General features: G+C 47.9%; 13 protein-coding genes. 2 read left to right on the top strand and 11 right to left on the bottom strand.

Annotated elements, in window-relative coordinates:
- The first annotated feature begins 227 nt into the window (after positions 1–227).
- The gene (gene aroC / locus LRL21_RS06320; RefSeq protein ID WP_240414907.1) at positions 228–1,283 is read left to right on the top strand and encodes a chorismate synthase; all 1,056 of its coding nucleotides are present in this window, start codon (positions 228–230) and stop codon (positions 1,281–1,283) included.
- A gap of 69 nt (positions 1,284–1,352) precedes the next feature.
- Here aroC and LRL21_RS06315 read toward each other — a convergent pair whose 3' ends face one another.
- The 5 genes from LRL21_RS06315 to LRL21_RS06295 form a co-directional block, all read right to left on the bottom strand.
- The gene (locus LRL21_RS06315; protein WP_240414906.1) at positions 1,353–2,309 is read right to left on the bottom strand and encodes a D-2-hydroxyacid dehydrogenase; all 957 of its coding nucleotides are present in this window, start codon (positions 2,307–2,309) and stop codon (positions 1,353–1,355) included.
- Positions 2,310–2,331: 22 nt separating this feature from the next.
- On the bottom strand, positions 2,332–3,015 hold the full coding sequence (locus tag LRL21_RS06310; RefSeq protein WP_240414905.1) for a Rossmann-fold NAD(P)-binding domain-containing protein: 684 nt from the start codon (positions 3,013–3,015) through the stop codon (positions 2,332–2,334).
- 12 nt (positions 3,016–3,027) lie between these two features.
- Complete coding sequence (locus tag LRL21_RS06305) at positions 3,028–5,643, bottom strand: PAS domain S-box protein (RefSeq protein ID WP_240414904.1); 2,616 nt, start codon at positions 5,641–5,643, stop codon at positions 3,028–3,030.
- A gap of 223 nt (positions 5,644–5,866) precedes the next feature.
- The gene (locus LRL21_RS06300; protein ID WP_240414903.1) at positions 5,867–6,253 is read right to left on the bottom strand and encodes a VOC family protein; all 387 of its coding nucleotides are present in this window, start codon (positions 6,251–6,253) and stop codon (positions 5,867–5,869) included.
- Positions 6,254–6,370: 117 nt separating this feature from the next.
- Complete coding sequence (locus LRL21_RS06295; RefSeq protein ID WP_240414902.1) at positions 6,371–7,936, bottom strand: sensor domain-containing diguanylate cyclase; 1,566 nt, start codon at positions 7,934–7,936, stop codon at positions 6,371–6,373.
- Positions 7,937–8,092: 156 nt separating this feature from the next.
- On the opposite strand from LRL21_RS06295, the gene LRL21_RS06290 reads away from it, so the two are divergent.
- On the top strand, positions 8,093–8,866 hold the full coding sequence (locus tag LRL21_RS06290; protein ID WP_240414901.1) for a TSUP family transporter: 774 nt from the start codon (positions 8,093–8,095) through the stop codon (positions 8,864–8,866).
- A 143-nt stretch (positions 8,867–9,009) separates the two neighbouring features.
- On the opposite strand, the gene LRL21_RS06285 is transcribed toward LRL21_RS06290, so the two are convergent.
- The 6 genes from LRL21_RS06285 to LRL21_RS06260 all read right to left on the bottom strand — a co-directional run bounded on the left by LRL21_RS06285 (position 9,010) and on the right by LRL21_RS06260 (position 18,482).
- Positions 9,010–9,297: a hypothetical protein gene (locus LRL21_RS06285; RefSeq protein ID WP_240414900.1), complete on the bottom strand. Its 288-nt coding sequence runs from the start codon at positions 9,295–9,297 to the stop codon at positions 9,010–9,012.
- An 88-nt stretch (positions 9,298–9,385) separates the two neighbouring features.
- Positions 9,386–12,274, bottom strand: coding sequence for a cadherin-like beta sandwich domain-containing protein (locus LRL21_RS06280; protein WP_240415087.1), 2,889 nt, complete (start codon positions 12,272–12,274; stop codon positions 9,386–9,388).
- On the bottom strand, positions 12,274–13,539 hold the full coding sequence (locus tag LRL21_RS06275; protein WP_240414899.1) for a TRAFAC clade GTPase domain-containing protein: 1,266 nt from the start codon (positions 13,537–13,539) through the stop codon (positions 12,274–12,276). The genes LRL21_RS06280 and LRL21_RS06275 overlap by 1 nt, the downstream gene beginning before the upstream one ends.
- Positions 13,540–13,780: 241 nt before the next feature.
- Complete coding sequence (locus tag LRL21_RS06270; RefSeq protein ID WP_240414898.1) at positions 13,781–14,416, bottom strand: hypothetical protein; 636 nt, start codon at positions 14,414–14,416, stop codon at positions 13,781–13,783.
- Positions 14,417–14,478: 62 nt separating this feature from the next.
- Positions 14,479–15,756, bottom strand: a complete 1,278-nt coding sequence (locus LRL21_RS06265; protein ID WP_240414897.1) for a vWA domain-containing protein — start codon at positions 15,754–15,756, stop codon at positions 14,479–14,481.
- A 371-nt stretch (positions 15,757–16,127) separates the two neighbouring features.
- On the bottom strand, positions 16,128–18,482 hold the full coding sequence (locus LRL21_RS06260; protein ID WP_240414896.1) for a hypothetical protein: 2,355 nt from the start codon (positions 18,480–18,482) through the stop codon (positions 16,128–16,130).
- Positions 18,483–18,786 lie beyond the last annotated feature (304 nt).

The raw sequence follows: 18,786 nt of genomic DNA, 5'->3' as shown, positions 1-18,786 counted from the left end.
TCTGATTTTCTTCCATGTTAACATAGATTGGCTTGCAGCGTCATGCTTAGTCTGTTCCTGACAACTATTGAACTATCCATTTACAGTTTCTACCTGAGTTAACAACATAGATAATTTCTATGTCTAATCGTTATTTTTTCAATTTTATTTATTCCTCAAGCGAAATTATAATAAAGACTATCACAACATCAAGCAGCCAGCAGCAAGTATATCAGGAGGTTTTGATCATGGCAGGAAATTCATTTGGTCAGGTTTTCAAAATAACAACTTTCGGGGAGTCCCACGGACCCGCAGTTGGCGTTATTGTAGATGGCGTCACACCAGGTGTTGAAATCGATGAAGCCTATATCCAAGTTCAACTGGATCGCAGGAAGCCTGGACAATCTACTGTTACCTCACCCCGCAAGGAATCCGACATTGTGCATATTCTCTCAGGTATGTATGAAGGGAAAACTACAGGAACGCCCATCTGCATGATGATGCATAATCACGACATGCAATCCTCAGCCTACAACGATATCCAGCATGCTTTTCGTCCGGGACACGCTGACTTCACCTATTTGCAAAAATACGGAATTCGGGATCATCGGGGAAGCGGGAGAGCTTCGGGGAGGGAAACAGCGGGCAGGGTTGCAGCAGGGGCTGTAGCTCGCAAGCTGCTTGAACATAGAGGCGTCAGTCTTGTCGCCTATACAAAAGCCATCGGCGGCATCCACTGCGAGACGTTTGATGAGCAAGAGATTGAGCGCAATGCCGTGCGGGCCTGCGACCCCAAGGCCGCGGCAGCTATGGTAACGAAGATCGAAGCGTTGGCCGCTGTCGGAAACAGCTGTGGAGGCATCGTGGAATGCCGCATCCGGGGTGTGCTGCCGGGCATAGGGGAGCCCGTGTTTGATAAGCTGGATGCCGAGCTGGCACGCGCGATGCTGTCGATTGGCGCGGTCAAAGGCATTGAATTCGGTGCTGGCTTCGCGGCAGCGGAAATGCTTGGCAGCGAGCATAATGATCAGATGCAGGCAGCCGGGTTTATAAGTAATCACGCAGGTGGGATTGTTGGGGGTATCAGCACCGGAGAGGATATACTATTCCGGGTTGCGGTAAAACCTACGTCCTCGATATCCGTTCCACAGCAGACGATAAACGTCAGCGGTGAGGAACAATCCATAGTCACCGAAGGCAGGCATGACCCCTGCATCTGTCCCAGGATTGTTCCCGTTATTGAAGCCATGGCTTGTCTCGTGCTTGAGGATCATTTCAAAAGACAAGCAGCCATGCACCATTAATCGAGGACACACCAATATCCCAAGCTGCTAATAGTGACAGCTTGGGATATGTTCATGCCGTATAAGCTACTAGTATTGCTGTTCCAGATTAACACGATTAAGCTGCGGCTCTCTGCCTTCCACATAATCTTTCAAATTACGCAGAAAAATGTGCATGGCCCGCTCCTGGTAATATTCCGTAATCCCTGTATTATGAGCGGAGATGATAACATTATCCATATCCCACAGCACATGGTCTGCTGGCAGCGGTTCTACTTCAAATACATCAAGCCCTGCCCCCGCAATCGTACCCTGCTGCAGGGCTTCGACTAATGCTTCCGTGTCAGTCGTCCCGCCGCGGCCGATATTGATATAAAATGCTGATGCCTTCATCGCTGCAAACTGGGCGCGTCCCATCACATGGTTTGTCTCGGAGGTGTGCGGAAGTGTATTCACGATGTAATCACTCTCGCGCAGCACCTCGTCCAAGCTGTCCATCATGACCATGCGATCCACATATACCGATTCCGACAAGGTTCGCTTAACACCTATTACCGTCATCCCGAATACTTTGGATATCTTGGCTACTTCCAAGCCTATCGAGCCGACACCAAGAATGCCGATTGTTTTTCCATGAATTTCGCCCAGGCCGTTCAACTGCTCCCACTTGTGCTGCAGCTGATTGCGAATCGACCGCTGCAGCTGGCGTGTTAGTCCGAGCATCATGGCAAAGATCGATTCCGAAATCGGGTTCGGGTGCACACCACTGGAATTGGTAAGCAATACCCCATATTCGCTCAAGGCAGTTAATGGCATTCTATCTACGCCTGCCCCCCAGCTTTGCACCCAACGCAGCATGGTGTCCGGCTGCAGACACTCCTTGGTTGCGGTCGAATTCCAGCCCACCACAATCTCTGCATCCGCCAGATGAGGAAGCCACAGCTCACGATCCTTACCGCTGATTAGCTCCCAATCACGAGCAATGCTGCGGATCTGTTTTTCATGGGTTTCGTTAATTTCCTGAACAAAGACAATCTTGCGTGCCATCCTGATTCCTCCTTAGCATCTATCAAAGTGCTTCGTATGTGTATGCAGCGGCAAGCTCTTCGATCTGCTTGTATGAATACTTATGTACCCCTTTATTACCCCATATTGCAGACTGAAGCATCGCTCTGGCCACCGTTTTTACATGAATAGGCTTATACTTTTGCAAGCCTCCTAGGAGTAAGGGTGCCGCGGCTGTGAATATAACGGCTCCAATCCTTTCGCCGGTACGGGCATCGGCTCGATGTCCGAGCAGCAACGAAGGCCGAAATATATGTAAAGCCGCCAGCTGCAGCCGTTCAAGTCCGACCTCCACCTGCCCTTTTACCTGACTATAGAAAATAGACGAATCCGCGTTCGCCCCCATCGCGGTAACGATTCCGAAATAGGCTGCATGAAACGTTTGGGCCAGCTTACCCAGCCTCATTGGATATTCAAGATCGACCTTGCGGAATTGCTCCTTGGTTCTGGCCTTCTTAATTGTAGTGCCCAAACAGCAAAACACATCGGAATCAGCCACATACGCTTTAAGCTCATCTTCAAGCTGCTCGTAATTGGTTATCACCTGTATGCATTTGGGATGTACGATCTGCAGCTTCCGCCTGACCACAACCACCACCCGCTCATAGGAGGGATCCTTCATGAGATATGCAACAAGCTCATTCCCTATCAGCCCTGTAGCTCCTGCGACAATCGCTGTTTTCCCCACCAGCCAAGCCTCCTAATTCGGAAAATACTTACTTATCTTGTCTGAGATCAACTCGCGCTTGAAAGGCTTGCTAATGTAATCGTCCATACCAGCTTCTATACATTTCTCCCGATCCCCTGTGAGGGCATTAGCCGTAACCGCAATAATAACAGGTAAGGCTCCCGGCATCGGAATGCTTTTCAATGCTTTGGTAGCATCCAGGCCGTTCATATGAGGCATTTGCACATCCATAAAAATCAGGTCAAATGGTTCGAAGGTCACGGCTTCAATAGCCTCTTTGCCATTTTCCACTACCGTTACGGTGTGACCCATCTTCTCCAGCATTTTTCTTAAAACCAGTTGATTAATTTCGTGATCCTCGGCCACCAGGATTTTCAAGGATCTTTGTACAGCCTTTTCTTCCTTTACCAACTCACAGGGATCACCATCTGTACTCGGCTTCTCTTCTTTAAGCGCAACTGTAAATACAAAGGTCGAACCCGGGCCAGTCGTTGGTTCTATCCAAATATCTCCACCCATTTTTTCAATCAGCTTCTTGCTGATCGCAAGACCTAGTCCCGTACCCTCCGATTTACGCGTCATATAATGATCCAATTGATAAAAAGGCTGGAACAGCTGACCTACTTTATCGTCAGGAATTCCTATGCCACTATCTCGGATCGTAAAACGAAGATGCAGCGAATTCGAAGTGTGCAGCCATTTCTCAACGGTTACGGAAACACCTCCCGAGTATGTGAATTTGACCCCATTCCCAATCAAATTCATCAATACCTGCTTAAGGCGATCAGCATCACCAACAAGCACACTCGGCACATGAGAATGGACCGAATAAGTCATCTCCAGATGCTTCTCAGCTGCTTTGGCAGAGAGCACGTCAAGAGTTTCGGCGATGCATTCACGTATATCGAGTGGAGCTTCTACCAGGTCGGTCTTGCCCGATTCGATTTTGGAAAAATCCAAAATATCATTGATGATCGTCAGCAGGGAATTGCCGCTCTTTCGAATAATATCGACATACACCTCCTGCTGGGCATCCAGCTCTGTCGTGTCCTGCAGCAGATGCGTCATCCCGATAACTCCGTTCATGGGCGTACGTATTTCATGACTCATCATGGCTAAAAACTCACTTTTAGCCTTGTTTGTTTTCTCTGCGGCTTCCTTGGCCACCAACAGTTTCTTCTGTTCCGTAATATCCTTGGCAATAATATAGTAACCGACTGTCGCCTCATTCACGATGATAGGTGCAACGGTTGTCAACACTTCAATGATTTGTCCTGTTTTATGGGTAATCTTATCGATAACCTTCTCCGAATTGCCAGTTTCCACTAGAGCGGAGAGCTTCCTTTTGAGATTAACGCTACCAATAAATTTGGAAAAGTTCAATCCTGCCATTTCTGCTACGACAAAACCGGTAAACTGCTCCGCTTTTTGATTCGTATTAATAATGTTACCTTCCAAATCGAGCGAAAATACGGCATCATGGTTATACTTCTTAAGCGACGTGTAACGTTCAATGCTTTCCTGCAGCTTGAGCTCAACAAGCTTATGCTCGGTAATATCCTGAATGGTACCGTTTAATTTCAGTGGTGAGCCGTTGCTGTCCATCGTTGGAAAACCGCGCACATGCAAATATTTGATCGTTCCATCCAAATGCAAATGGCGGAATTCTTTATCTAATTCATGCCCTTTCTTCGTATGCTCCAGTTCTACTATAAACTGTTGTTGGTCGAGAGGGTGAATCAGATTAATAAACTGGGATAGGCGGTTCGGCTGCGGTTCACGAGTCAAATTGTACATATGGTAGATTTCATCGGATAACATCAATTCTCCGCTAGTAATGTCCAGCTCCCAGCTGCCTAACAAGGCTATACGCTGCGCCTCCGCCAGATTATCCTTATGCTTCTTGCGATCCGTAATATCACGACCAATACCGAGAACCCACTTGATTTCGCCTTGTTCATCCCGAATTTTTGTATAGGAGGTTTCGAACCACAAATACTTGCCGTTCTTGTGCAGAATTCGGTAGGTTAAGGTATCCTTGTCGGAAAAGGCTCTCTTCTGCAGCTCCAGCACGTCGTCAGGATGATACAATTCCAGATTGGCACTGCCAACAAGCTCTTCCGCCGTGTAGCCAAGCAAATTAGTAATAGAGGGCGAGCAGTACCGTATAATCCCGTCCGGGGTTGAATAAGAGATCAAATCCTGAGCATTTTCCGAGATCATCTTGTACAGCTGCTCGATTTTCAGTAAATTTTGCTCTTTCTCTTTTTTGTCGGTCACATCATTCAAATGGATTATGAAATAGAGCGGTGTGCCTTCTTGCTCATCTCGAACGAGGGAAACGTGCAGCGATGCCCACATGATGCTGCCATCCTTGCGAACCAACGGTTTCTCACTTTCATAAGATGCCGCAGCTCCAGATATTAATAGTTGAACCTGATGATCGTCTATCGACATATAGTCGTTAGAAGGTCGATTCAACAATTCATGCTCATGATATCCAAGGAAGCTGCACAGGGCAGGATTAGCTTTTAACCATTCGCCTTGAATAGACACGATCGCAATTCCCACAGGGGCAAATGTATATACATGTTCAAAAAACGAATGATGATCCACTTGTGCCTTCACAACACGAAACCCTCCATTCCAATACATATATACATCTATTATAAACTGATCCGTTGATGAATTGCGACAAAACATGCTGGTACGAGTCTGAATCATCAGACCCTACTTGTTATTTACACCTTGTGTGCTTTCTGAAACAGCAAAAAATCAACAAAAATTGGAATGTAAAAAACCGCCCATAGATACTGAACTACGGACGGTTTGCTATACAGAAATAGATTAATTATTTGCCTGCAGGCTGAAAAAATTCCAGGCGCTCGCCATCAGGACCAAAGAAAAATGCAATAAGATCGCCATCCAGAATCGTTCGCGGAGTTTCGTCCATCAAACGGACTCCGTGGCTCTTCAGACGATCGATTTCCACTTGAATATCACTCACAGTAAATGCAATATGATGAACAATGCCATTGTCCGGCAGGCCGTCATGACCGCGTCCGATTAATTCGATCTCCACTTGGTCCGAGTCAGGAAAAGATAAGAAACCGAGCTCCACTCCATCAGCCAGCGCCTTACGCTTAACCAGCTTCAATCCCAATACCTCCGTGTAAAAACGGATCGAGGCATCCATATCCTTTACCATAACGCCAATATGCTCCAGCTTGTGAATCAACGCGAACAACACCTTTCCAAGTTATATAATTCGCCTGCGGCGCACCCGCATGAGCAGGTTACGCATGAAGAATACCATGTCCGAAGGGATTGTGCAATCGAAAAAAGCTTGGCTGGTCTAAGCAGGCATCCAATCGGTATTAGTCTCTATACGATTGCGCCCGCTCTGCTTCGCTCTATACAATGCACGGTCAGCAGCTTCCGCGAGGGTACTCAGTTGAGTGTCTACCGTCAAATCGGTTTCAGCCGCAAAAGGCAGCAGGGCGATACCTACACTCGCTGTGAGAGGAATACGCAGCTCTTCCTCAACGTACGGCTTATTCTCAATTTCCTTGCGAATCGCATCACCTATAAGGATCGCCTGTTCCAGGTCGGTTTGCTGTGCCAGTACCGTAAACTCTTCGCCTCCATATCGTGCAACCAAATCGGTCTGTCGGGTTTGCAGCTTTAGAATTTTGGCAATATGGAGCAGCACACGATCTCCGACCTGATGGCCGTACGTATCATTCACTTTTTTGAAATAATCGACGTCGATCATCATGATCGCACAGGGCTGCTGCGTTTCGATGCATTTTTCAATGATTTTACTGCCCTCCTGCGCCAGGTAACGGCGATTATGCAGTTCAGTCAGCGCATCAATCAAAGCATAATCCTCAAGCAGCCTTACTGTGCTTTTTAATTTAAGGCTCATCATATTGAAGGTATCACACAATTCCTTCAGCTCGACTGGGGCATGCTTGAATATGCTCGGGTCAATCCGATACTCATAATGCCCTTCTTTTAGAACCTTGGTACCCTGCAGCAAAAATTCCAAAGGTCTCTCCACACGTCGCGTTACCAGCACAATGCCATATAAGCTTGCGATCAATATGCACAGAGTGATCACTACAAACACCCACATGATATTAGAGCGCGCAGCAAACACTTCACTGGTTTTCAGCTCCGCTACAATAATCCAGCGCCGATCCTTTGTCCATTGATAGGAACCGATTACCTCTTCCCCACGATAATTGGTATAGATCGAGTCCTCATTGGAATCGGCCAACGCTCTTTGTAAAATTTCTGTATCAATCTTATCCCTGCCGTATAATTTCTGCATATCCAAACGCGCTTCCGTGATGAGCATACCTGAGCCGTCAATCAAATACTGCTCACCCGCTCGCCCAAAATGCACCGATTGTACCGTCCGCGATATCGTTCCCAGCTTGACCGATCCATAGATCAGTCCTTGAAGCTGATTGTCGTCATTATAGACAGGTGAGGAGAAAATAATGATCGGATCACCGGTTATTCTCGGGAATACGACTTTCGAAATATACATTTTCCCCTGAATCGCCTGCTCAAAAAAAGCCTGGTTCTTGACATTCATTCTCGTTTGCGGACGCATTGCACTGACGAGGATATCACCTTCCGTATTCACAAAACCGAGATCCGTGAATTCGGACTGATTGTTAATAAAGGTCACAAAGTCATTTTGCATATGGTCGATATTAACTGCTTTTACGTCTTGTGTTCGAGACATCTGATAAATATCGGCTGATCTCTCATCCAGCCAACGGTTGATGTAGAGGGATTGCAATGTCAGCTTTTCAGCTAACTGTTCGTTGACCTCCTCATGAATATTGTTGGTATAGATCCAATAGAAAGCCGCATTAATGAATAAACCAAATACAACTATAATCATTACCGACCAAATAAGAAAATGCTGCTTAATTGTGCGTGATCGGAATTTGGACAACATCTTCTGTTCACCTGCTCCGGGATGGGTATTGTGCAGCAATGTAACTTTACCTATACTTGGTTATAAGAGTTGATCAACAACTGACAGAGGAGTACGACCATGGAATTCCCTTCAACCGATATGTTATTATTTTTACTCGCCGCGGGCTTTATCGCCGCATTTATTGATTCGGTGGTTGGCGGTGGCGGACTCATTGCCGTGCCCGCACTTCTGCTTACCGGTCTATCTCCAAGTATGGTACTTGGAACGAACAAGCTGGGAGGCACCTTGGCTTCGATCACCAGTACGCTGTCGTTCTTATTTTCGGGGAAAATTAATGGAAAGCTAACGCTTGCTTTGTTTCCGCTTTCGTTCATTGGCGCTATGCTTGGAACTTATACCGTGCATCTGGTTCCATCCGCATTTTTAAGACCACTCGTGGTTTGCATGCTGGTGCTGCTGCTCATCTACACCTTAATGCGCAAAAACTGGGGGGCACTCACATCACCGCGTCCGATGACACCGACGATCAAGCTGGCAACCGCCTTGTGTGCATTCGCCCTTGGCTTCTATGACGGCTTCTTTGGACCCGGAACCGGGTCCTTCCTGCTGTTCTTGTTCCTGCTGCTGGGCTTTGACTTTGTTGGTGCCTCGGGCAATGCCAAGGTATTGAATCTGGCCAGCAATATTGCAAGCCTGTTGGCCTTCTGGCTGCTCGGTTCCGTCCATTTTGGTTATGGTTTACCGATGGGCATTGCGATGATTGCGGGTGCGCTTGTCGGCTCTCGCCTGGCAATCCGCCATGGTGCCAGTTATGTTAAACCGCTCTTTATTGCAGTTACGACCCTTCTGATAGGGAAACAGCTGTACGATCTGTTCTCTTCGATATTGTAATTACGTATTTCGACAATATATGTCAAATTCCTGCCTTGTGTGGTGTATTCCAGTAAGTACATAAAAAAGCGATGTCCGACACCCTTCATCCGTAGAGGGCCGACATCGCTTTTATCGTTTTATAGGGGAGTTCCTTAATGATCTCATCCGCAATAGGAAGCAAGTTGGGTCCAATTTTCCTGAAACACAACCCGTCTCTGGTTTGAAATAAATTCTTTCGCCGGATCGGCAACCACATGAGGATTGCTGACATTGCGAACATCCTCCCAAGCGCACTCGACTCCACGTCCACCCGCGTTGCCAGCGAACATTTTGCAGCTCTTGCAAAATTGTTCCTGCTGCTCTTGATTCAGCTTTACAACCCGATTGCGTAAACAGCAGTATATGTGATCATTCTGGTCCGTATAATTAATATGATTAATAATTTCCATAAGATTCATCCTTTCAAGTAAGGTATCCAACATTCTATTAGTATATAAACCAAATGTTAAATGTATGAATCTTTTTTGTTAAATTAATTTATTTCTCATATTTAATTTTTTTCAGAATGGGTTCACTCATTTTACCCTGCTTGTTCGAAGCTTTAATTTCAATTATATTTTCTCCGGTCTTCAGCTCAACAGATTTACTCACACTGGTTTGTCCGACGGCTTGTCCATTTATAAAGATGGTCGGACTCGGATCATGTATATCCGCCGCACCTACCTTAAGCTGGATGGAGCTATTGCGTGTAGTGTCAGGCGTAGCTTCTATGGTTACGATAGGCGCTGGCATCGCGTACGAAACCTGTTTCTTGATAACCTCGGATGACTTGCCGCCGCGGTTCACCGCCTTGAATTCAAATACATTGACACCATCCTGCAGATCAACAGTGGTGCTGATCTTGCCGCTTCCCATCAACTGATCGTTGACATACAGCTTGATATCAGGGTCGGCGTTATGCGCGCTTGCTTGCAAGGTTACCGTGGAGGCCGTCGCTTCCACAGGCAGAGCTTCCACCACAATTACAGGTGCAGGTCCCAAATAAGCGATCATTGATGAAATGGGGTTACGGAACACGACCAGCAGGATCACAAGCGCAGCGACAACAAGCCCGGTCCTGACAAGCTTACGTCTATTTTTGACAGCAAAACGAACCAGCTTGCCCGATTGCCGCAGCTTGACGGCTTTGAAAAAAGTAACAAAGCTTTCATTCGGAGTCGCCAGCAGCTTTAGTTTAACATCTTTGTCCCTGAACGCCCGGGGATCATGATTATCAAAATATTTGCTGACCGCAGCCTTGTAATTCGCATCCATCACTTGTCTCATATTTAAAAATCGTGTGTCTTCTGCAGACCAAACCAGGAAATCATAGATCGTATGAGAGCCGTGGGTCGTCGAGGAGATATATTCCAGCAACCCATAATAATCAAATTCTGCTTCATAGCCTGAGGCATGCCCCAAACTTGGACGATAGAAGGCATAGACGATTTTACTAAAATGCTCGGGACCGACACGTGTGAACAGCAGCTTTTTCAAATATTCCTGTATGCGTTCGAGATCGAGCGTATCCAGCCTGTCGATGGCTTTCACAAGCTCGGAGTCCTCTCTCTTGGACATCAGCAGTACCTTGTAGATCGTACTGAGCAGATGGATCATCTGCTTCTGACGTTTATCCAGATGGCTGTTCAGCTCCTGATCGACCTTTTCCAGCATAAAGCCCAGCTGAACAATATCCTCGAATTCCAGATTGCCCGGCTGCAAGGTATCCAGCAAATCGAGACGAATCTCAAGCTTCAGCTGGCCGCAAAAATCCTCATACTGCTGCTTGCCGGAACGCTCTGGCAGCTCGTCAAAATACCGATACAAAGCATTGGCCGCTTCCAGCTGCTTATGAACAGAGTCCGTCTGCAGCAGCTTTTTCACCTTTTTCAATACCTCATTGGCAAAAAAACGCTGCTGCACGATGCTTTCACCATGCTGTACCCAGAAGCGGATCTCTTCCATTATTGTGTTGACCGTTACCGCCTTTGCCATACGGTAAGCAACATAACGCTCCGCCGTTCCGGCCTGCTGGGTGTATAATCCACTCATGACCGAATCAAACAATGAATCCCGACCCAGCAATTGATCAAAGATTTGCGCGGCCTCGCTCATGCCTTCTTCAGAACGATTGGCAGCCCGGCTAATAAAGATGATGAAGCAGGAATTCAGCAGGGATTTGACACCCTCATCGGCGAATGCATAATACTGCAGCAGGCATTTGACATAATCTGATGATGGCAAAAACTCGCCGTTCATCAGGTCTCTGCGCAGCAGCGAGACGAACAACTGGTTCAGCCTTACCTTGCTGGCTACGTTGTCCGCGTTCACATAAGAACTAATACCTTGCAATGCAGCCTCGCGATTAGCCTCATACAGCGCCTCATTGCCCTGTTCGATTTCATACAAGGTGTGCAGATCATAATAGGTCTGCACCTTTATCGCCGCTTGATTAGTCGTTCCCTGCAGCGCTTCATCCATAAATTCAAATAAAGGATCAAGCTGATCGAGTGTATGACGCTGCTTCCAGATCGTGTCCAGTAAGGAATGCTCCTGAGCTGGAAGCTCGGTGTTAATGAATCGTTGATTGGAAAAATCAAATAAGTGCTCACGCTCTACATTACGGTCCGGCTGGCGAATACCGCCTTTTTCCACAAAAACAATATGTAAGCCCTGCTTGCCCTCCGGCTCGCTGCTGAAGGTCATAAAGCCTAGGTAGCGGCGTGTAGAATAAGGAATGCTTCGATAGATCAAATCCAGCAAATCCTTGGCGAGCTCGGCACTATCGGTAACATCCGTATCCAGCACGATGAAGTTCTTTTTCTTATTGGCTACGGATGCCATTACGGCGTATATGAGCTGCTGATAACGAATTTGATCAATGCCGAGCCGTGACAGCAGCAGCTCCGTTCGATCAATGCTGCGGCTGCGGACAGCTTTGTTGTATCCGATATCTTCAAGCTCCGGAAGCACCTTGCCCTCCCGGATATCATAAGCGCTCTGAAAGCTGTCTATTTGCAATACTCGCTCCGGCTCGCGCAGAAAGGCTTCCTTCCGTTCCTTCGGCACCACGAACTGATGCGTGAACGACGCGCTGCGCTGCCCTGTAAAATCGGCCCCTACATAGCAGCTGCGACTTAAGACCATATCCCCATTATCGGCGTGAAAGACGACAAGAGATTCCGGGTACAGAGCAACGTTCTCCTCGTTCCTTCCCATCAGCTCCTTGGGTGCTTTGTAGACGCAGAAGGGATTCAACGTCGTTTTGATAAATGCTGAATCCAGTCCATCCGATTTGGCTACCGTATCGAAGCCCTCATTCGTTCGGAAAACCCCTTCGCGATCCCGTGTAAAATATTGCTGCTGTATCGGTTTACGCGACTCCATCACGTTGCATCTCTCCTAGCCACATAATCAAGCTGGTACAAAAGCCATATAAAAGGCTCATCCACCCGAATCGGGTTAATCACCCCGGTAATTTGGCTTTTAACCGGATTTGCGCCCAATGCCGACACTGCGAAAAAAGCCGTGTTTTTGAAATACACATCAATCGCATCCTTAAACGGCCTATCTACCTTTTCGATAAAACGGCTGATTTCCCCGTTAATATTATCAAATTCTGTCTTGTTCAAAAATCCCTTGTGTACGACATTACGAAAGACATTGCTGTTCGGCCTGATATATTCACTGTCCTCTTCCATCAAATGGGTCAGCATATCGCTTTTGGTCAGGACAATGGCCGTTGGAATATCGGTTTTGCTATTATGCTGGTGAGCGATAAAGTTTTCAAACAGGCTGATCACGACCTCGCGCGGCTCGTCATAGCGGTTGGCGAACTCGCCTTCCTCTTCCCCGATATGGATACGCGCTTTGTCGCGAATACTCCGGATCTGCAGCGGATCGACCAGAAACAAAATCCCCGAGGAATTTTTGACATGCGCCGCATAGATGTCCAGGTAGTCACGCTCCACCATGCCCTCTCCAGCCACATCGAAAAACACAAGCGTCAGCGGCGCCTCCCGCTCATCCTTGAATACAAATTGAAAAATGAACGGCTCCTGCTGCTCATTGGGGTTCGTCGATTGCAGCATGCTGCCGCGCTCGAATATCGGCTCGTGGTAATTTTGTCTGAACTTGCGGCTGATTTCTGCACTCAACGGCATGCACGCTGCGTTAAAGTTGGAAGCTGTCGTATTTTGCAGCGTATGGATCAAAGACGTCATGTAGACCGACTTGCCTACCTGTGAGGCACCGACGATCGAGATGATATTACTCGGGACCTTGCCAGCCGAAATCGGCAGCTCGTTATGGCAGTCCGGGCACAAACGCCGTCTGGTTTCTTCACCATAACGGTCGGTCACGGCTACCAGCACGTTCTGGATGTAGGTTTTATTCTCGTCGGGAATCGTGAGAGGGTCAATGATCGCTTCCATATCCACCTGCGATAGATTGAATTTGCGCCGCCAATCAGCAAGCTTGCGATCCTCCTGCAGCATAAAATCATCATCATGCTCCTTGACATGACTTGCGCGGAATACGACTTCGTCTGGCTCAAACTTGCTGAAGCAATGTGGGCACACAATACTGTAATATGGAGGCCGTTCCTTGACAGGCGGCTTTTTATCAAACATTTTTTTGAAAAAATCCAACATGTACCTTCCCTCCTTAAATCTTTTTATGGAAAAAATGCTACTGCGGTGAATAAGTTCCGCTGCGCGCCCAAATATCCTTCCGATCGCTGTTGTTTCCGTATCTTTTTGATTTTATCAGACAATTAGCGGTAAAGTTACGGAAACAAAGGCGAACGCTTACGCTTCTACAGGAAAATTTGGGCGCTCCGCTCATTATTCACCTGACCGCAAAATTAACAGAACCTAGCTTCGCAAGCCATCGCTACTCGGCGATCAACTCATAAAGCTCCCCAAAAGCTTTGCCATCGGTAAAAAACAGTCGGATAAACTCATTTTTTCCAACCTCTATCTCGGGAAGCCGATGATTGCCTGCGGCAAAATCATTAAGAAAAGGGTAGGCAATGCCATCCTCCTTGTTCACGGGGGACGCCCCTTCTTTCTTCACATAACACAGCGCGTTCTGCGGAACCGCCATTTCACAAAAAAGCTGAATCTGCACCGATTTATATTTACTAAACCATTTATTTCCATATTTAATGGAGTAACGAAGCCTGGCCTTCCCCCCGCTGACACGCACATAATTCTCACGATCGATCTGCCTCAAGGGAACTGGCTGACCACCTCGAATCAGGCAAGGAAATATCCGATAGCCCTGTACACCGATATGCTCGATGCGCTCCCGATAGCCTGATCTTGTTTTATATTCCTCCCGGGTGAACAGCTTCAGTCGCTTCTGTTCCAGCCCCTCCGGCTCCTGCTCTGTGCCATCCGGGAAGCTGTATACATATACAGCCTCCACATGCTTCGGCCACTGCCACGTGACAATACTTTCCCCGTCCAGAGACTGACTGGCTGCTTTTACAATCCGGTATTGCATTTCAGGCTCTTCCCACTGCAAAAGAATCAGCCTCCTATTTAATGACTTCATCAGACCATGAATCCAAGCCTTGTAAAGCCTGCTTAACGAAATTGCTTGCGTATGGTCTCACCGCCTTGGCGTTCACCGCGTGTCGGCTGCTCTAAAGCTGTTTTACGAAATCCGTTTCTTCCCGTACCAGAGCCACCTGGACCCCCTACCGCTATCAGTACCGTAGATAAGGATAGCACCAAAGCAAGCGCCACATCAGCGAAAGCACGAACGATAAAGGGTTCAGTGGATCCTTGTAGACCGGTTTCGAGTATAATACCTGCGATCAGGCCCCCCAAAGCCCCGCCAATGGCAAAGCATTTTGCCAGGAAACGATTATCAAATACGATACCGATTGCCAGGCCGAGCAGTGCGCCTATCATAAGAATCAATACAATCCGCAGCCAGCCGTGATATCCGTCTGCTGTTGTATCTGCACGCTCGTTCACCAAATGCCAACGCTGCCCATTTTGGTATATTTGATCGAATGCGTTAGCGACGCCTTCCACACGCTTCACATCATGAAAGGTGCCGTTTGTTTGCGCGGCAATACGCTGCAGCAGTTGATTGCCCTCTACCTGTGTGGAATCAATCCCCACGGTATGGATCCGGGTGCGCTGCTGCTGATAGGGAGTAAGTACCTTGACCTCATCCATATCGCTGTATCCGTCGGAAATCAGGATTACGGCCGCCTTACGGTTGGCGATTCGTTCCTTGGTCAGATGCTCCATCGCTGTATCCAGCGCTCTGCCGATATCCGTGCGGCCTATCGGCGCTCCAATCGCACTCAGCTTCGCTGTAAGCTGTGCTCTCGCTGCCGGATCCTTAAGCTTGGTCAATGGAGCAATCAATTGGGTTTGTTCATTAAATGTGAATACCGCAACCTGCTTCCCATCGTCCAGTTTATTGATCAAGGCTTGTGCGGCTTGAATACTTTGCTTCTGCGGATCACTGGTCTTCATACTTTCCGACATATCAATAAGCAGGACGTAATCCTGCGGCTTGTCGTTGTTACCTAATTGTAAACCATAGCCCCATTGGAACAGTGCTCCCGCAGCGAACAACAATACTAGTGTCGCCGGAACAAGAAATTTCCAGCCCTCATTGGCATAACGCAGCCTCCAGTTTTTCCCGTTCAGCTGTGGCGAGATGATTTCGGCCAGCAGGCAGCCCAAACCGACCACCAATGCAAATTGGCCGAAGTACAGGCCCATCAGTAACGTTTCGTGAATCGTTCCATCCCAGCGGTCAAGGATGTATTCTCCGATTATAAATCCGATAATCCCGCTGATTAAACTGAATAAGGTTAATAGTCCGTTCCATTTACGCATAAAAAATAATCTCCCTCCCAAACCCTCCCAAAGGAGGGCCCCAAAGGGCGCTGCCCTCTGGACTCCCTTACTATATGCGAAACTTATGTGTTCTCGGGGCGCTTTCGTCCCTTCGGGACAAGCTCGACTTTTTGGTGTGGTGCTGGTTTGCGTGACTATGTGTTCTCGAGACACTTTGGCCCCTTCGGGACAAGCTCGACTTTTTGGTGTGGTGCTGGTTTGCGTGACTATGTGTTCTCGGGACGCTTCAGCCCCTTCGGGACAAGCTAGACTTTTGGTGTGGTGCTGGTTATAGATGAGTCTATCATACCAAAAGTTGGTGCTTCTTTGAACGAGCGTTTTGTATTTTGTACATACGATAGGGATTGCCGTCAAACATTGTCCATACTATGGAACACAAAACCATTCTGCACATACGTATCGTAATAACGTTTGCCATTTCGATAATACATCAAGTCTTCGATCCGGAAGCCGCCCATAATATTGAGCTTTTCAATTCCGCTGTGCTTCATTTCCTGAACACAACCCAGCTTATAGGCACGGCTGCCCTGATCGATAGCAAATGCGTAGCGAATAAATTCACTTTCGTAATCACCAAAAAAATATTTTTCGATATAACGGTGTTTATGCGTGGAATGGTACACATCAGCGCGTATGGCAGCCTCATTTTCGAGTGTGCTGTACAAATCGCGGAACAGGTCTTCTTTGGAGAGCACCTCTCGGTTATCATAGCTGGCAACTACGTTAGCCCGCTCCAGCAGCTCGTCTTCGAATGTTTTTTGAAACAAAGGCTGCACAAATACTTCCCTGCGCGCCATCCCAATCAACCGCTCCAGCAGATAGTCCTCACCCTGAACCAGCAGCTGCGAAATGTTGCCCATTTGCCGCTCCTCAAAATAAAACTGCGCACCGCGACGGTTTTCCAGCTCCGTTACAATCTGCTCTACCCCATGCCTGTAATACTCATTAATGTTGCGGCTTAGATAGTCACTGGTCATTGAAATACTACCCCGGCTTGCATCCTGTAGCGATTTCTCCATTTGATGCAACCGCGCTACAAAAGGCTTGGCCCGCTCGTGCAGGCTCTCAAGCTCATGCAGGTACAACTTCAATAACCGCAGCTTCATTTCCTGCAGCAGCAAATCGAGCTTCATTCCATAGATCAATTCGAGCAAAGGACGACTAAGGCTTTTGACCGAGGTTTTGTTCGTAATCCGGCCCCAGAACGACACTTTGGCAAAAGGCTGATCCTCCATACGATCCGCATATAGCTGCTCCAGCTCTTCTTGTCCTTGCTCCAGAAGCTTTGCAGCCTCCTTCACGTATTCCTGAAGCACATGGATCAAATTGCCGCTCACACCATCCGCGGAACATAGATAGGCAGCGTAAAATCCGTACAACGGGTGATCGATGATCCGGTTATCCAGTTTTTTCTTCAGCCCTCCGCCAAAATCCCGGTCTGCAAAAGCCTTTTCCAGCACTCGTACAATGTTGGTATCAAAAAAGAATTGTGCGTTCCCTCCATACAAAGCCGATTCTGCCTGACGAAGCGTCATCGACTGCAGTTCCGACAAGGAAACATTATCATGCAAAAGACCAAACATTCCGGCTACGGCTCGCTCACGATCCGGTAATAACGAGCGAATATCGTGATCCCACCGCTGCGGCTCCAGGTCAAGCAGCTCCTGAACAAATCCTGTGCCCAGCTCCGCATTCACCTTCATCCGCTCCAGCAGGTGTCTGTATATATGATAAAGAACAGTCAGCGCTATCGCCGGATTCGGCCGCTTCACCTTGGAAAAACCAGCCGACGCATAAACTCGTCCGTCTCCATCCGGCGGGGTCGCATTTTGCTTAAAATGCTGATTATTGTACGCACCATGCTTCGGATCCAGCTCGTTCATGGTTTTGCGGTTTTTCAACAGGTTGATATTGCAAATCGTTTCATAGCTGCCCTGCATCCCATGATCAGCGAATATTCCCCGTTCATCCTTATCGCTCAACAAATAGATCACATCGAACAGTGGCGATGGTGAGTGAACAACAGGCAGACGAACACCTTCACCCGTCACCTGCAGCATCCCGTCAAAATGGTAATCCCTGCTCTGATACACATCCAGCTCTCGCAAAAAACTGACACCCAACGAGGCCTGCAGCGCAAACTGCTCCCCTACCGCTTTTTCTTCAAGCAAGCCATACAGATCAATGGCGACGGAACGAAATTGTTCTCCGAAGATGGTTTGCATCAAAACGGAAATTTCCGGGAGCAGCACATTGGACGGGTCATCCAAACAGGTCACAACGGCAATGTTCAAGCGCTGCAGATGGGTATACATCCGTCCAAACTCTGAGATTCGGCTGTTCATCCTGCGTAAAGTGACGTTCAACTCGAGCAGCTTCGATTCATTAGCATAAAACTGCTCGTGGATCGAAGGGCGGAGGCTGCGCTTGTCCTCTGACGAGGCTGGTAAGCTCCAGCCATATACGTTATCCCGCGCCGCGGGAGCCTTCGTGCCTATATGCAGATAAACAACACCTGCGGAGTTATTCCACTTCGTGCTGTTTAAGGCATGCACTGCCTCCAAGGCTTCCACAGACTGATCCCCCAAAAATACAAAAACAATTGGATGGTTGATGCTGCGCAGCTCATCATCATCGATACCCGTATGATCCAATTCCGCGGAATATGCATTCGCGAATGAGAGCAGCTTTTCGCGTAAATTCACTATTGTTCAACCTTCCTTCCTTTCATAAGGCTTCTTTTCCCTACCCTAAGGGCTAATTTACCCTCAACCTGAGGAAGCTACCCTCCCAAACCCTCCCTATAGGGAGGGCCCCAAAGGGCGCTGCCCTCTGGACTCCCTTTGCCGTATGCTTACGATTGTGTTCTCGGGCCGCTTATCGTCCCTGCGGGACACGCTTTGGTTTGGATGTTGCTGTAAACCCAGCATGTTGTGGGCTTTAATCGCTTATCGTCCCTTCGGGACCCGCTTACTTGATGTGGTATGGGAAAATTTGAGATTACTGATG

The organism is Paenibacillus periandrae (assembly GCF_022458865.1).
GTDB lineage: Bacteria > Bacillota > Bacilli > Paenibacillales > NBRC-103111 > Paenibacillus_S > Paenibacillus_S periandrae.
This window is presented reverse-complemented; position numbering and strand designations above follow the sequence as displayed.

Excerpts from the sequence above, each read along its gene's own strand:
- aroC (WP_240414907.1), top strand. The coding sequence starts at position 228 with ATGGCAGGAAATTCATTTGGTCAGGTTTTCAAAATAACAACTTTCGGG.
- LRL21_RS06315 (WP_240414906.1), bottom strand. The coding sequence starts at position 2,309 with ATGGCACGCAAGATTGTCTTTGTTCAGGAAATTAACGAAACCCATGAA.
- LRL21_RS06295 (WP_240414902.1), bottom strand. The coding sequence starts at position 7,936 with ATGATTATAGTTGTATTTGGTTTATTCATTAATGCGGCTTTCTATTGG.
- LRL21_RS06290 (WP_240414901.1), top strand. The coding sequence starts at position 8,093 with ATGGAATTCCCTTCAACCGATATGTTATTATTTTTACTCGCCGCGGGC.
- LRL21_RS06285 (WP_240414900.1), bottom strand. The coding sequence starts at position 9,297 with ATGGAAATTATTAATCATATTAATTATACGGACCAGAATGATCACATA.
- LRL21_RS06280 (WP_240415087.1), bottom strand. The coding sequence starts at position 12,274 with ATGGAGTCGCGTAAACCGATACAGCAGCAATATTTTACACGGGATCGC.
- LRL21_RS06275 (WP_240414899.1), bottom strand. The coding sequence starts at position 13,539 with ATGTTGGATTTTTTCAAAAAAATGTTTGATAAAAAGCCGCCTGTCAAG.
- LRL21_RS06265 (WP_240414897.1), bottom strand. The coding sequence starts at position 15,756 with ATGCGTAAATGGAACGGACTATTAACCTTATTCAGTTTAATCAGCGGG.